The organism is Pseudomonas izuensis (assembly GCF_009861505.1).
GTDB lineage: Bacteria > Pseudomonadota > Gammaproteobacteria > Pseudomonadales > Pseudomonadaceae > Aquipseudomonas > Aquipseudomonas izuensis.
Genome location: NZ_WTFT01000046.1, coordinates 13,924 through 28,822, shown reverse-complemented (window position 1 = coordinate 28,822; position 14,899 = coordinate 13,924). Strand labels below are relative to the sequence as shown.

At 59.9% G+C, this 14,899-nt stretch carries 11 protein-coding genes and 1 pseudogene; 6 read left to right on the top strand and 6 right to left on the bottom strand.

Translation table 11 applies throughout. From position 1 onward, the window contains the following. The 4 genes and pseudogenes from GPL81_RS28130 to acs form a co-directional block, all read left to right on the top strand. Positions 1–667: aldehyde dehydrogenase family protein (locus GPL81_RS28130; RefSeq protein ID WP_160109367.1), on the top strand; the 667-nt coding region annotated here is incomplete at its 5' end. Positions 668–790: 123 nt separating this feature from the next. Further along, a pseudogene (locus tag GPL81_RS32085) lies at positions 791–1,816 on the top strand (HAMP domain-containing protein); the annotation flags it as partial. Positions 1,817–1,960: 144 nt separating this feature from the next. Next, the gene (locus GPL81_RS32080) at positions 1,961–2,674 is read left to right on the top strand and encodes a methyl-accepting chemotaxis protein (protein ID WP_425502627.1); all 714 of its coding nucleotides are present in this window, start codon (positions 1,961–1,963) and stop codon (positions 2,672–2,674) included. An 87-nt stretch (positions 2,675–2,761) separates the two neighbouring features. Next, positions 2,762–4,717, top strand: a complete 1,956-nt coding sequence (gene acs / locus GPL81_RS28120; RefSeq protein WP_160109365.1) for an acetate--CoA ligase — start codon at positions 2,762–2,764, stop codon at positions 4,715–4,717. Positions 4,718–5,271: 554 nt separating this feature from the next. On the opposite strand, the gene GPL81_RS28115 is transcribed toward acs, so the two are convergent. The 5 genes from GPL81_RS28115 to GPL81_RS28095 form a co-directional block, all read right to left on the bottom strand. Beyond that, a complete protein-coding gene (locus GPL81_RS28115) occupies positions 5,272–6,591 on the bottom strand; it encodes an outer membrane protein transport protein (protein WP_160109364.1) in 1,320 nt (439 codons plus the stop codon). Positions 6,592–6,743: 152 nt separating this feature from the next. Beyond that, complete coding sequence (locus GPL81_RS28110; protein ID WP_160109363.1) at positions 6,744–8,645, bottom strand: acyl-CoA synthetase; 1,902 nt, start codon at positions 8,643–8,645, stop codon at positions 6,744–6,746. A 2-nt stretch (positions 8,646–8,647) separates the two neighbouring features. Then, positions 8,648–9,604: a fumarylacetoacetate hydrolase family protein gene (locus tag GPL81_RS28105; protein ID WP_160109362.1), complete on the bottom strand. Its 957-nt coding sequence runs from the start codon at positions 9,602–9,604 to the stop codon at positions 8,648–8,650. 174 nt (positions 9,605–9,778) lie between these two features. After that, on the bottom strand, positions 9,779–10,870 hold the full coding sequence (locus GPL81_RS28100; RefSeq protein ID WP_160109361.1) for a VOC family protein: 1,092 nt from the start codon (positions 10,868–10,870) through the stop codon (positions 9,779–9,781). 87 nt (positions 10,871–10,957) lie between these two features. Further along, positions 10,958–11,572: a TetR/AcrR family transcriptional regulator gene (locus tag GPL81_RS28095; protein ID WP_160109360.1), complete on the bottom strand. Its 615-nt coding sequence runs from the start codon at positions 11,570–11,572 to the stop codon at positions 10,958–10,960. Positions 11,573–11,879: 307 nt separating this feature from the next. On the opposite strand from GPL81_RS28095, the gene GPL81_RS28090 reads away from it, so the two are divergent. After that, entirely contained in the window at positions 11,880–13,115 is a 1,236-nt protein-coding gene (locus GPL81_RS28090) for an NADH:flavin oxidoreductase/NADH oxidase family protein (protein ID WP_160109369.1), read from the top strand. Positions 13,116–13,191: 76 nt separating this feature from the next. Here the strand turns inward: GPL81_RS28090 and GPL81_RS28085 are convergent, their stop codons facing one another. After that, a complete protein-coding gene (locus tag GPL81_RS28085) occupies positions 13,192–13,824 on the bottom strand; it encodes an FMN-dependent NADH-azoreductase (RefSeq protein ID WP_160109359.1) in 633 nt (210 codons plus the stop codon). A 116-nt stretch (positions 13,825–13,940) separates the two neighbouring features. On the opposite strand from GPL81_RS28085, the gene GPL81_RS28080 reads away from it, so the two are divergent. Then, a complete protein-coding gene (locus tag GPL81_RS28080) occupies positions 13,941–14,792 on the top strand; it encodes a LysR substrate-binding domain-containing protein (RefSeq protein ID WP_160109358.1) in 852 nt (283 codons plus the stop codon). Positions 14,793–14,899 lie beyond the last annotated feature (107 nt).

The following is a 14,899-nucleotide window of genomic DNA, read 5'->3' as shown; positions in this document are numbered from 1 at the left end:
AGCCGCCGAAGGCCTGGTGCTCGCGTTCTTCAACCAGGGCGAAGTCTGCACCTGCCCTTCCCGCGCCCTGGTGCAGGAGTCGATCTACGACGAATTCATGCAGGTGGTGATGAAGAAGGTCCTGCAGATCAAACGTGGCGACCCGCTGGACACCGACACCATGGTCGGCGCCCAGGCATCCGAGCAGCAATTCGACAAAATCCTTTCGTACCTGGAAATCGCCAAGGGCGAAGGCGCCGAGCTGCTCACCGGCGGCAAGGTGGAAAAACTCGAGGGCAACCTGGCGAGCGGGTATTACATCCAGCCGACGCTGCTCAAGGGCACCAACAAAATGCGTGTGTTCCAGGAAGAAATCTTTGGCCCGGTGGTGAGCATCACCACCTTCAAGGACGAAGCCGAAGCCCTGGCCATCGCCAACGACACCGAGTTCGGCCTCGGTGCCGGCCTCTGGACCCGCGACATCAACCGCGCCTACCGCATGGGCCGCGCCATCAAGGCCGGTCGTGTTTGGACCAACTGCTACCACCTGTACCCGGCGCACGCCGCGTTCGGTGGCTACAAGAAGTCCGGCGTCGGCCGTGAAACCCACAAGATGATGCTCGATCACTATCAGCAGACCAAAAACCTGCTGGTGAGCTACGACATCAATCCGCTGGGTTTCTTCTAACCCTCCAGCCTGATCGCTGGCAAGCCAGCTCCTACAGACCGCGAAAATTTGTAGGAGCCGGCTTGCCGGCGAAGGCGGTCTCAAAACAGCGAAAAATCACCTTCTTGCCGCGCGGAGCCCTCGATGAAAATCCGTTACAAGGTAAGCCTTGTGGCTGCTTGTGTACTGTTGGTAACCACCAGCCTGCTGTCGCTGGTCCAGGTAGAGCAGGTACGTACGATCTTGCGTCACCAGGTCGAGGCGAGTATTGCCGAAACGAGCAATGCAGTGGCACGCCAGATTGAAAACTGGCTCAACGGTAAGCTGCGCCTGATGGACCTGGCCTCCCAGGCGATCGACAGTCAGTACAGCACGCAAGCGACCCAGCGAATCATCGAGTCGCCCATTCTCAAAGAAGAATTCAAATTGGTATTCGGTGCCCTTGAGTCCGACGGTAAACCGATCAAGAACACCGCCTCCTGGAACCCCAAGCCTGACTATGACGGTCGCACCCGTCCCTGGTACGCGACGGGCAAGGCCGGTCACCAGGCCGTGTTGACCGAACCCTACAAGGACTCCACCACGGGTGAAATCCTGATTTCCGCTGTCGCCCGGATCAGCGATGCCGGGCAACTGCTCGGGGTGTTCGGTGGTGACATCCGCCTGACGGCGGTGGCCGATGCCATCAATACCCTGGATTTTGGCGGGGCCGGTTATGCGTTCTTGCTGAGCAAGAGTGGCAACATCATTTCCCATCCCAACGCCGAGCTGAACGGCAAGCCCTACAGTGAGCTTTTTGCCGGAAGCTCGCCGGCGCTCGACAACCGGCTTCAGGAAGTCAGCAGCGGTGGAAAGTCCCGGCTGGTTTCCTTTATTCCGCTCACCGATCTCAAAGGTATGGATTGGTACATCGGCGTGGTGCTGGACCAGGACATCGTCATGGCCGCCCTCCGCGTCCTGACCTGGCGCGCGATCATCGGCACGGGCCTGGGTGTATTGCTCAGCCTGTTGGTGTTGGGGCTGTTGGTCAGGCGCCTGCTCTGGCCGCTGGATCAGCTCAAGGAATCGCTCGCGGATATCAATCGAGGGAGCGGCGACCTGACCCGTGAATTGCCGGTGCACGGCAACGATGAAATTGCCCAGGTTTCCGGGGAATTCAACCGGCTCCTGCAGAACCTCAAGGCGCTGATCGGCGATGTAAAAACGGGCTCGCAGCACGTCCGCGAGAGCAGCACGGCCACGTCCTGTGAGGCGGATCAGGCTGCCAGCCGGGTCCAGAACCAGCTACAGGAACTGGATCAGTTGTCCACCGCCATGCAGGAGATGGCCTCGACAGCCGAGGATGTGGCGCGCAATGCCCAGGCGGCGGCCGAGGCGGCGGTTGCCGCCAACGAGGAAACCGAAAACGGCGTGGCGCTGGTCTCCCGGTCAACGGGCGCGATCAATCACCTGGCTGTGGAGATGGACGACACCGGTCGTGCCATTAATGAACTGTCCACCCTCAGTCAAAGCATTGAATCGATCGTGGCGGTCATCACCGGCATCGCCGACCAGACCAACTTGCTCGCGCTCAATGCAGCCATTGAGGCGGCGCGAGCGGGTGAAACCGGACGTGGCTTTGCCGTGGTTGCCGATGAGGTGCGCTCGCTGGCCTCCCGTACCCAGCAATCCACCCAGGAAATTCGCCAGATGATTGATCAACTGCAGGCGGGTGTAAAACACGCCCAGGCGCGAATGCAGCAAAGCCGCGACGCGGCCAGCAAGACGGCCGGTGATGCGAATGCCGCCAACTCAACGCTTGCGCGCATTCGTGAAGCGATTTATCGGATCAATGACATGAACTTGCAGATTGCCGCCGCCGCGCAGGAACAGAGCGCGACGACCGAGGAGATCAATCGCAACACGACCAACATCCGCGATATCAGCCTGGAAGTTTCCGACAGTGCCGAAAAGCAGGTCCGCCAGTGTTCGGCGATGGCGGGCTACGTCGGTCAGCAGGACCAGCTTCTGAGCCGCTTCAGGATTTGAAGGTTGCCATTGAATGGCATTGAACCGGGGTCGGACCACCGCCCCGTTACAGATCACCCAGACAACTATTCCACCGAGGTAAGAAAGATGAGTGCGGCTTCCCTGTATCCCGTTCGTCCCGAGGTCCTGGCCAATACGCTGACTGACGAGGCGACCTACAAGGCCATGTACCAGCAGTCGGTCGTCAACCCGGACGGTTTCTGGCGCGAGCAAGCCAAGCGCCTCGACTGGATTAAGCCTTTCACCACGGTGAAACAGACCTCCTTCGACGATCACCATGTCGACATCAAGTGGTTCGCCGACGGCACCCTGAACGTTTCCTACAACTGCCTCGACCGGCATCTGGCCGAGCGCGGTGATCAAGTCGCGGTCATCTGGGAAGGCGATGACCCTGCCGAAAGCCGCCACATCACCTACCGCGAGCTGCATGAACAAGTCTGCAAGTTCGCCAACGCCCTGCGTGGCCAGGACGTGCACCGCGGCGACGTGGTGACGATCTATATGCCGATGATCCCCGAAGCCGTGGTCGCCATGCTGGCCTGCACCCGGATCGGCGCGATTCACTCGGTGGTGTTCGGCGGCTTCTCGCCGGAAGCCCTGGCCGGTCGCATCATCGACTGCCGCTCGAAAGTGGTGATCACCGCCGACGAAGGCATTCGTGCCGGCAAGAAGATCCCGCTCAAGGCCAACGTCGACGACGCGCTGACCAACCCGGAAACCAGCAGCATCCAGAAAGTCATCGTCTGCCAGCGCACCGGTGGCGACATCAAGTGGAACCAGCACCGCGACATCTGGTACGAAGACCTGATGAAGGTGGCCGGCACCGTGTGCGCGCCGAAAGAGATGGGCGCCGAAGAAGCGCTGTTCATCCTCTACACCTCCGGTTCCACCGGCAAGCCGAAGGGCGTGCAGCACACCACCGGCGGTTATCTGTTGTACGCGGCGATGACCCACGAGCGCGTGTTCGACTATCGCCCGGGGGAAATCTACTGGTGCACCGCCGACGTCGGCTGGGTCACCGGCCACAGTTACATCGTCTACGGCCCGCTGGCCAACGGCGCGACCACGCTGCTGTTCGAAGGCGTGCCGAACTACCCGGACATCACCCGGGTGGCGAAGATCGTCGACAAGCACAAGGTCAACATCCTCTACACCGCGCCGACGGCGATTCGCGCCATGATGGCCCAGGGCACGGCGGCCGTTGAAGGTGCCGATGGCAGCAGCCTGCGCCTGCTCGGTTCGGTCGGCGAGCCGATCAACCCGGAAGCCTGGGACTGGTACTACAAGAACGTCGGCCAGTCCCGTTGCCCGATCGTCGACACCTGGTGGCAGACCGAAACCGGCGGCAACATGATGAGCCCGTTGCCGGGCGCCCACGGCCTCAAGCCGGGTTCGGCGGCGCGTCCGTTCTTCGGCGTGGTGCCGGCCCTGGTGGACAACCTGGGCAACATCATCGAAGGCGAGGCCGAGGGCAATCTGGTGATTCTCGATTCGTGGCCAGGCCAGGCGCGCACGCTGTATGGCGATCACGACCGCTTCGTCGACACCTACTTCAAGACCTTCCGCGGCATGTACTTCACCGGTGACGGCGCCCGTCGCGATGCCGATGGTTACTACTGGATCACCGGTCGCGTGGACGACGTGCTCAACGTCTCCGGCCACCGCATGGGCACTGCCGAGATCGAAAGCGCCATGGTCGCGCACCCGAAAGTCGCGGAAGTGGCGGTGGTCGGTGTGCCGCACGACATCAAGGGCCAGGGCATCTATGTCTACGTCACCCTGATCGCCGGCGAAGAGACCAGCGAGCAGTTGCGCCTGGAGCTGAAGAACTGGGTGCGTAAGGAGATCGGCCCGATTGCTTCACCGGACGTGATCCAGTGGGCGCCGGGGCTGCCGAAAACCCGTTCGGGCAAGATCATGCGGCGGATTCTGCGCAAGATTGCCACCGCTGAATATGACGGGTTGGGGGATATTTCCACCCTGGCGGACCCGGGTGTGGTGCAGCATTTGATTGATACGCACAAGACGATGAATGTTGCGTAAGTAGCGTTTGGCGTCAGCGAAGCCCCACCCGATGTTACTGCCTGAGGGTTTTGTGTTGTTTGAGCGGGCCTCATCGCGGGCAAGCCTTGCTCCCACAGGATCGGCGTCGTGCCGAAGTCCGGCGAACGACACAAAACCTGTGGGAGCAAGGCTTGCCCGCGATGACGGCCTGCCTGACACCGCATAAACATCAGCCAATAATTATCGGCGTCCCCGGTCGGCGCCAAGTCCTGTTGGCTACACACCACCTCCAGGCTTTGATTTGCGTAATTCGGTGGCGCCGTCCCGAACTCGCTGAGTGCGAGTTCGGGGTCTTCCAAATCGCCACGGATAGCGACGAGCTTCAGACAGGCGCAGAGACAAAGCAGAGACCCTCTTGTGGAGAGTGCACCGACAGCAAGGCGCCTGGTAAGGCACCTCGATCAGGCATGGCTACTAACGCCGTGGAACGCGTAGCGTCCGCCCGCTGTAACGAGCCCCCATGACCGGTTCAGTCATGGGTGCTGAAAAACTTCTCAATCCATTCTTGGTGGAAATGCTCTGGGTCAGGGCGATCAGTAGCGATAGGTGGCCTGCACTGAGATTCCATTCGCACTGTTGTCGTAGTTGGCACTGTATGCCGGTTGAAGACCGGAGTTGTTCGACTGATTCACCGAGACTTTGGAATCCCAGAGATAACCGTATGCAAAGTCGATCGTCAGATCGGAATTCGGCGAATAGGCACCGCCCAAGGTCACGGCCTGGCGATTGCCGACCGGGATGCGCACGCTGCGATCGGCATTTCGGATGGGCGACGGATCATAGGCGTAGCCTGCGCGCAGCAACCATTGCTGGTTCAATTGATACGAGGCGCCCACGGCCGTAGACCACGTGTCACGCCAGTTCATTTCTTCGGTCACAGTTCCCAGACCTGCTGCCTGGCCTACGGGAGAAAGACCACTGTTGACTGCCTCGACCTTCTGGATCCGGCTCCATCGTTTCCAGGTGGTCCCCACGTATCCGGTCCAGCGACTGTTGAAATGATGGGTGATGGACGTGTCCACGGATTCGGGCATCGTGATGTCTATCTTGTTGTCATACTTTCCGTCCAGCGGAATAGCGCTCGGGGAGCCGGACACCTCGGTGTGCCCTTTGAGTTCATAGTCCACCTTCGAGTGATAGTTAATCCCCCAACGGGTGGCATCACTCAAGTCAAACAACACCCCGACGTTATAGCCAAGTGCGGTGTCATCGCCCTTGATGGTGACCAGCGTGTTCTCGCCGTTATTCAGCGCACCGGTGGCCAGGTAATTCTGAAGCTTCGCATCGAAATGGTTGATGGTCGGTCCGCCACCGATGGACACGTAATCATTGATCCGATACGCAATGGTGGGCTGAAGGGTGATCTCCTTGGTCGTACTGTAGGAGCCATGGTAGCGGCCCTGAAAGCCGCTCTCGTAGTCGTTGATCAGCCCACTCGGCGCATACAGGCCCAGGCCAATCGAAAAACGATCATCAAGCGGCGTCGACATGTACGCGAAGGGCACAACCCCCAGCGGTACCGAATCCCCTTTATTCGTTCCCGGGGCACTGCTCTGCGCATCACTGATGTCGTCACTCACCGAGACGACCGCGGCCCCGCCGGAAATCTCAGTGCGCTTCAATTTAGTCAAGCCCGCCGGGTTGCCAAAAATGGTGCTGGCATCCAGTGCGGAAGACGACCTTCCCGCATAAGCAGTTCCCGCGCTGCTTGCACTTTGTTCATTCAAGGCAATGCCATTGGCCGCCGCGCCTGTGGAGGCGCTGAGTATTGCCGCGGCACCTGCGAATTTGATCCAGCAAGACACTTCTCGCACAGCAAAGTGACACGGGGTTGCACGGTTGCTCAGTTTCATTTCCCACCTCGAATTGTTGTTATTGGTTGGTGCGCAGGCAAAGCTTCGCCTTCCGGTGCACTGGGCAGTGCCGGTTGGCATTCATCGAAGTTGTGAAAAAGGCCCTGGCTGATGACTACCAGGGCCGGGGTGCCGAACTTACGAAGTCAGGATCATTTGAGCCACTCCACCTGAAAGCTGTAGCGACCCAGAAGCAGGGCCAGGGGCTCTTGATCCCGCCCGGCCCGGATGCACGCGACCAGCCCACGCTGCTCATGCTGAATCACCTCGACCGCAATGTCTTTCAGACACATGCGTTCCACTTCCTGCCGAATGACTCGGGCGACCTCACGCTGCTGCAAGGCGGGCTTGAAGATCTTGCCCACCGCCGTCAACGGCAGTGCTTCGAGGATTTCGATCCGCTTGGGAACGGCCGCTCGCTCACTGATGTGACGCTGAGCAAACTGCTCAAGCTCTTCGAGGCTACAGTCGTGGCCGGGGCGCAGTTGCACGTAGGCGACCGGCACTTCACCCGAATAGGCGTCCGGGCTGCCGATGGCTGCCGCCATGGCCACCGCTGGATGGGCTTGCAGAGCCTCCTCGATTTGCTTGGGATCGATATTGTGGCCACCGCGGATGATCAGCTCCTTCTTGCGCCCGGTCAGCCAGAAGTAGCCATTTTCATCCTGGCGACCCAGGTCGCCCGTATTCAGCCAACGCTGTCCATCGATCTCGATCCACAGGCCCCGGTTATGACTCTCTTCAACGTAACCCTCGAACAGGTTCGGTCCCGTGAGGGCGATCAGGCCAATTTCGTCGGTGTCGGCGTCGCGCAGATATTCTCCAGCGTCATCGAGGATGACCGCACGCATGCCCTGATAGGCAATCCGTATACCGATGGAGCCGATGTAGCGCTCGCCATGGGGCGGATTCACCGAGGAGACGCACGCGCCTTCCGTGAGTCCATAACCTTCGAGAATCTTTACCCCGGTCCGGCCTTCGAACTCCCGGAACAGTTCGACCGGCAGCGGCGCGGCACCACACATGGCATAACGCAGGCTGGACAGGTCGCGGCCTTCCAGCTCGCTTTGCAACAGTGCGGAATAGACAGTTGGCACTCCGGAGAAGAAGTTGATGCCGAAGTGCTCGACCATCTCCCAGAAGCGCGGGATCACACCCTCACCGCGATAACCGTGCGGCGTGCCGAGGATGACATGATCACCTTGGGTCCAGGGCATCAGGCCTGTCACCAGTTGCGCATTCACATGGAACAGCGGCAACCCGCAAAAAATAACCTGGCCACTCCCACGGGGTTGCATGTGCGTGGCCATGGCCCACGCGTTGAAGACCTCCGCCCCATGGGTACGCATCGCAATCTTGGGCAGCCCGGTGGTACCGCCGGTGCAGAAGTAAGAGGAACGATCCTCAGGGCGAAATTGCCGCTCGCTTTTCAGGTGCGTGCCTGGCTGAGCATCCATCAATGTCCGTAAGTCGTGAATCGTGGCATCGCAGTGCAACTCACGTTCTTTCTGTGCAAGGGATGCAAGGGATTCACGCTGAGCGACATCAACGTAGGGGCTCATGCCCACCCAAACAATGTGCTTGACCTCGGGAAGTTGATCCAGTTGCGAGGCCAGCTTGTGCCACAGGTCACTGCCCGGCGTCGGTGCGAGCGTTACCACCACGCTGGCGTTGGCGGCCCGTAGCAAGGCCCCTATCTGTTTGGCCTCTTGCAGCGGATTGATCGCCATGACGACACCCGCCGCTTCACCGCCCCAGATGGTGAAGTGGGTTTCCGGCAGGTTGGGCAGGATGAAGGCCAGCACTTCACCCGGGGTAATGCCCAGGTCGTGGAAGGCATTCGCCGCGCGAGTGATGTCTGCGACGAGTTCGGCATAGCTCCAGTGGTGGGTGTTCTCGAAGCAGCTGGCGTCGGTGAAGAAACTCAGTGCGGAAGCGTTGGGGCTAAGCTCGGCTGTACGTGTCAGTGCTTCATAGGTGCTCGAAGCCAATCCACGCTTCGCCAACGAAACCTGCTCGATATGTTCAATGTCGTTCAGCGATCGCACTATCATCGTCAGGCTTCCTCTACGACTCGGTTGCGTTGCACACCCAAGTCGATCACGCCATCGGCACTGCGAATGCGCGCTTCGACCACGTCGCCTGCCTTGAGATACTGCGTGCGCCCTTCCTGCGCCTTGAGGAACAGCTTCCACTTGGTGGCTTCCGGCATCAGGGCTGCAATGCGTTGTTTGGCGGGTGAAGGAATGGTCAGCGCGCATCCTGCCGGCGTACCGGTGGCGATCAGGTCGCCGGGCTCGAGGTTTTGCACGGAGGAGAGTTCGGTCAGGGTTTCAGCGGGGCCATACACCAGGTTGGCCGTGCTGTCGCTTTGGCGGACTTCGCCATTCACCGTCAGGCGCAACTGCAATGCTTTCAGGTAATGCATGTCCTGGGCATCCAGCAGGCACAGGTACGGGCCGACCGGGCCAAAGGTGCGGAAGCTCTTGCCCTTGTAGAACTGCATCTGCGGGATCTGGATGTCGCGTGCCGAGTAGTCATTGACAATGACCACGCCGGCGATGAACTCGTGCAGGTTGGCGTCGGTGACGGTCACTGCGCTGCTGATGACGCGTTTCATCACCAGCCCGAGTTCGATCTCATAATCAAGGAAACGAACGCTGCGCGGCTTGATCAGGACGCTGTCAGCGGCCACCAGGCAACTGGTCGCCTTGGTGAAGATCATGTTGTATTTCTTCGCATCCGGGTCCATGCCCGACTCGATCATGTGCTGTCGGTAGTTCGCCCCTTGGCAGACGAACTGTTGATTGCGGGTTACCGGCGACAGCAGTTTCACTTTGTGCGCCTCCAACTGAGTACCGTTCAGTTGTGCGAGGTCGGCAACAGTGTTCTGTCGGATGAAGTCACCCGTGGTTTCAAAGGTGCCAGGGACAATCGTGATACGGTCTTGGCGCAGCACGCCCCAGTGGATACCGTTCTCAAACTCAAAGCGGACTACGTGTACAGCAGACATTGAAGGTACTCCTGGAGCAGCGTTTGTCCCGCGCTCGAGGGCGCGAGATCTGTGGTGTTGTTCTGAGGGTGGGCTGGCGACGCTGTAGATCAACGAGCCGCCGGCGATCAAGGCACCGGCCTTGAGCACGTCTCGCCGGCCATACCCTGTAGTGATGCCCGACATGGCGGCCGCTTACCCGAACATCCGCATCAGCGTGATCAACTTGCGAAGGGTCAGGTCCGGGCTGCGTCGCAGGTTGCGAACCAGCGCTCGCACGTTGCTGAAGCTCATCTTCGGCTGGGTAAAACTCTTGGGCATGCACTGCCCCCACTGCGCCATGGCTTCAGGGCTCACAGCATGGATGCCCGTAGGCTGTGTGGCGGTAAAAACATCTCCATCGCAGTAGTGCTCGTGCTTATCACCCCAGGGGTCTTGCCAGTAATCGAAGATCTGACTGCCCAGGATGTGTCGGCCGATTCCCCATGAGTGCTCCCAACCCCGCTCGCGCAGGACCCGCTGCCCCATGCCCACGGCGTCGGTATCGACGACCTCATAGGCGCTATGGCTGTAGGTCGCCATGAACCCCTGCGCGATCGCCAGCGTATGGTGATCCGCCGGCCTGTCGCCGAGATCAAGGCGCATGAAAGCGACAATCGGGGTGCCATCGGCGAGTACCTGCACATCGCTGGGGATGAACCCGAAATGCCGGGTGTACCAGGCACAGGTTGCCTGATAGTCGGCCACTTCAATGACGATGTGCCCCAGTTTGATCACTTCAGGCGGTGCAATCGGCGGGCGCTGCGTGGCGTTGATTCGCGGCTGCTCTTGCGCCAGATTCCAGGGAAGCGGAGCCCGGTGCTCCAGAGGATTGCTGGGCGTCTGGTCGTAAATTGCCTCGACGATAAAGCCGGAAGGATCGGTGAGTCTGACGCAGTGGCCGCCGCCAGGATGTATCGAGGTCTCGACTGAGGAGGCACCTGGAATTTTCGTCAGTTTTTCCAGATCCTTGAGCGATCGGACGGCCAGCCCGAACCCGACAAAGCCTGCCTTTTCTGCACGGTGCACGCGGTAGCAATAGGGAGCCGGCGCAGTGCCGCGCAGATAGAGCGTATCGGCTTTCTGATGACTGACGGTCAGACCGAAGTCAGTCAGGAAGTGCGCCGCCTCATTCAAGTCCGGCCTTTGAAAAATCAGGTGAGTCAGACCCTGGGCCTTCACCGTCGGTTGCGGATGCCTGGCCGGCTGTTGCGTTGCCAACCGAAGGATTTCATTTTTGCTATTCATTGTTGTTGTTTTCCAGTTTCTCAGGGCAAAGCGATCCCCGAACCCCTGAAAATGCCAGGAGTTTGTTCGAAGTGTCGGCAACCGCGCTTAGTCGATCAGAGGAAGCGCCGGCAACTCTACGGTCGCCAGCGCTTTCGCCTCCTCAAGAGGAACACCCAAGGCCCGCAGCACGAGTTCGGCGGTATCAGATCCCGATTCGCGCCACGTTTTGTGCCCTTCCAGCACCAGGAAAATGGACCCGAGGACGCTGCTCGATATCATTGTCAGGATCGAGAGCAATTGCTCTTGCTGAAACCTGTACCGGCCGCTGGACAGCCCACTCAGAAGGTCCGTCGTCGCCTGGCTGGAAAACATTTCACGCAGCGAAGCGTTGCTCATGGCGAACTTATGGATGAATGCCCCCCACTGGGAGTCTTCGTGAGCCCGGCGGATGAAGAATCGGATGCCGTTGGCCAGGCGCTGGGCGGGATCGGAGAGGGAGTTGAAGCTCTTGCTGACCCGTTCATGCATCTCTTTGGCGAGCTGGCTGGCGACCGCTTCGAACAGGGTCTCCATGCTCTCGATGTTGCTGTAGACCGTGCCCCGCGCAACCCCTGCTTCTTGCGCAAGGTCGAGAATGTTGACTTGCAAGGTGCCTTTTTCCGCGAACAAGCGAAATGCAGCCTGATGAATGCGGCGCTGTGTTGGATTCAGGGATTGCACAATTTATCTCCAGACTCATCTGAGCCTTGATTGAACACTCGTGTTCAATTCGTGTCAACGGGTTTTTTCGGGATGAGAATGCCCTCCCCCTTCCAGTATCTGACAAATGGCTGGATGAGCGTAGCCAGGCAAACGAAGGGTTTGATTACCAGAGGGCTTGCCAATTGACTATTTCTAATGGCATCGTTGAACACGCGTGTTCAATAGCCATTCGATTTCAGGGTTCCTGACCCAGCCGTTCAGTGTCATTCAACGACTGCGCGCGCCCATGTCGACTGGTAGAAGTTTCATCACTGTAGGTGCGAGCATGTCTGCGTCAAAACTCTTCGAACCGCTTCGATTGCCCAATGGTGTCGTGATTCCCAATCGAATCGCCAAGGCCGCCATGGAAGAAAACCTTGCCAATGAAAATCACGCGCCAGGTGAAGCATTGGCCAGGCTTTATCGGGGTTGGGCGCAAGGTGGGGCCGGTCTGATCATTACGGGCAACGTCATGGTTGACCGCCACGCCTTGACCGGCCCCGCAGGCGTGGTGCTTGAGGACGATCGGAACCTGCGCCATTTCCGCTTATGGGCCGAAGCTTGCCGCAGTCGCGGGGCACAAGCCTGGATGCAGATCAATCATCCCGGACGGCAGCTATTGGCTTCAATGGGGCAGCCGGCAAGAGGCCCCTCCGCCGTTGCGGTCGATATTCCCGGGTTGTCTAAAGCTTTTGTGCCGCCCAGAGCGTTGGATGAGCAGGAAATCGAGGAGCTGATCGAGCGCTATACCCAATCGGCGGTGCTGGCCGAGCGTGCCGGGTTCACGGGTGTGCAGATTCACGCGGCGCACGGTTATCTGTTCAGTCAATTCCTGTCGCCCTTGACCAACCGACGTGACGACCGCTGGGGCGGTAGCCTGGAAAATCGCGCGCACATTCTCCTGCAAACCATCGACGCCATACGTCAGCGCGTGGCACCGATCTTTTGCGTGGCGGTGAAGCTCAATTCCGCAGACTTTCAGCGTGGCGGTTTCGCGGCCGAGGATGCGGCTCGCGTGGTGGAAATGCTCAACGCCAAGGCGGTCGACCTGGTCGAGTTGTCGGGTGGCAGCTACGAAAGCCCGGCGATGCAGGGACAGACCCGCGACGGCAGCACTCTGGCCCGAGAGGCCTATTTTCTCGAATTCGCGGAGAGGATCGCAGACATCGCGCACATGCCGCTGATGGTCACGGGCGGCGTGCGCAGAAAGGAAGTCGCGGAGCGCGTGGTGAGCGGCTCGGTGTCGATGGTCGGGCTTGCCACGGCGTTGGCTATCGAACCGACCCTGCCCAGCCAGTGGATGGCAGGTCACAACACCGCAGTAGAGCCCATTGTCGTCCGCTGGAAGAACAGGGCACTGGCATCGCTGGCGTTAGCCTCGTTGATCAAGAAGCAGCTTGGCCTGCTGAGTCAAGGAAAGCGGACACGCCCCGGGATGTCACCGCTTATGGCACTGATCAGTAGTCAGCTGAAATCTCGACGTCAGGCGAAGCGGTATCGGCAATGGATTGATAACGCCTGACAGATTCAGATCAGGAAAGGCAGCCGGCGAAGCCTGCGTCCGGCGGCAAGGCAGTCACCCGATCAGGGTTAGCTGATCAGATCGATTTAGCCAATGCCAGTGCCTGCGCGCTGGCTGCCTCACGCGCGGCGTGATCGAGTTCGGGACCGAACAGCGTCTTCTCCACCACGATCGATTCGATGTCGCTGACGCCGATGAGACGCAGCCACGCTTCAAAATAAGGTCGCTGGAAATCGAAGCCGTCGGCGGGCGTGCTCGATTGCCTGGAATAGTCCAGGCCACGCGCATAAATCACCACCGCCTTCTTATCCTTCAACAGCCCGCTGAGGCCACGCTCGTCGAAAGCGAACAGGATGCCTCGGTGCGAGACCGCATCGATGAAGTGCTTGAGCTTGTAAGGAATGGAGAAATTCCACAGGGGCACCGAGAACAGCAAGACATCCGCCTCGTGCAGGCGCTGCGCGAGGCTGCGAAAGCCGTCCCACGCCTGCTGCTGGTCTTCACTGAGTGCGGCGCCGCTCAGGTCGGTGTATTTGGCATCCAGCGCATCGCCATCGAGTTCCGGCAGTGCGGTTGCCCACAGGTCCAGCACATCGACGTGATGGTCCGGATGGGCGGCGCGATAGGTTTCAATATAGGTGCGGGCAACGGCCAGGGACGCGGAACGGGCTTTTCGCGGTGACGATTCGATGTGCAATAGGGTCGGCATGGGAGGACTCCAGTAATGATTGAGTCCGATCATCAAAACATATTTCAATTTAAAATATAAATTGAGTATTATCGCAATATTAAGTTTGAATCGCACTATATTGAGCGGAGTTTTTGATGTTCGATACTGTCTTGCTGCGCTCCTTCGTTGCTGTCGTTCAGGAGGGTGGCTTCACGCATGCCGCTGCCCGTCTCAATCTGACCCAATCCGCCGTCAGCGCCCACCTGCGGCGCCTGGAACAGCAGGCCAGCCGCGAGCTGCTGGTGCGCACCACGCGCTCGATCACCCTCACCCTGGACGGCGAGATGCTGCTGGGCTACGCCCGCGCCATCCTCGCGCTTAACCAGGACGCCAAGGTGCAACTGCAGCGCGGCCCCAGTGAAGGCGCGATCCGCGTTGGCCTGGCCGAGGACCTGGCAAATGTCCGGATGATGAATGTCATGCAGGCGTTTGCGCAGCGCTATCCGCGTATCACCTTCAGCGTAAGGGTCGGCATTTCGACCGAGTTGCTGCAAGCGATGGATCAGGGCGACCTCGATGTGGTGGTCGGTGGGCGCTGTCATGATGCTCGGCCCGGACGGGTGCTGTGGGAGGAGCCGCTGGTGTGGGCGGGCGCCGATTGGGCATCGCTGACCCCGGGCGCCCCGGTGCCAATCGCATTGCTGCCGCAACCCTGCCCGTATCGCGAGGCGGCGCTGGCCGCACTCGCGCACGCCGGAGTCGAATACCGGATCGCATTGGTGTGCTCGAGCGGCTCTGGATTGAGCGCCGCCGCGCAAGCCGGTTTTGCGGTGACCCCCATCGTGCAGACGCAATTGATCCATGGCTTGCAAGTGATCTCGCCCGACGCCGGCCTGCCCGTCTTGCCTGACGTCGAGTTCGCCATGTTCACCGTGCCCGGCGCGTCTGCGCATGTGGTCGATGAGCTGGGCAATGCAATCGCACTGGCCTTTGGGCACAAGGTGTGAACGGATGCAGTCCCTTGCACCGTCATCTACTGCGCAAAGCGGCCATGTAGGTTTTTTGTAGCAAGCGGCACCCTATACACAAACCGACACAATCAGCGTGGGGGGGC

Bases quoted from the DNA above. Each gene is read 5' to 3' on its own strand.
- GPL81_RS32080 (WP_425502627.1), top strand. From the start codon at position 1,961: ATGCAGGAGATGGCCTCGACAGCCGAGGATGTGGCGCGCAATGCCCAG.
- acs (WP_160109365.1), top strand. From the start codon at position 2,762: ATGAGTGCGGCTTCCCTGTATCCCGTTCGTCCCGAGGTCCTGGCCAAT.
- GPL81_RS28115 (WP_160109364.1), bottom strand. From the start codon at position 6,591: ATGAAACTGAGCAACCGTGCAACCCCGTGTCACTTTGCTGTGCGAGAA.
- GPL81_RS28110 (WP_160109363.1), bottom strand. From the start codon at position 8,645: ATGATAGTGCGATCGCTGAACGACATTGAACATATCGAGCAGGTTTCG.
- GPL81_RS28105 (WP_160109362.1), bottom strand. From the start codon at position 9,604: ATGTCTGCTGTACACGTAGTCCGCTTTGAGTTTGAGAACGGTATCCAC.
- GPL81_RS28100 (WP_160109361.1), bottom strand. From the start codon at position 10,870: ATGAATAGCAAAAATGAAATCCTTCGGTTGGCAACGCAACAGCCGGCC.
- GPL81_RS28090 (WP_160109369.1), top strand. From the start codon at position 11,880: ATGTCTGCGTCAAAACTCTTCGAACCGCTTCGATTGCCCAATGGTGTC.
- GPL81_RS28085 (WP_160109359.1), bottom strand. From the start codon at position 13,824: ATGCCGACCCTATTGCACATCGAATCGTCACCGCGAAAAGCCCGTTCC.
- GPL81_RS28080 (WP_160109358.1), top strand. From the start codon at position 13,941: ATGTTCGATACTGTCTTGCTGCGCTCCTTCGTTGCTGTCGTTCAGGAG.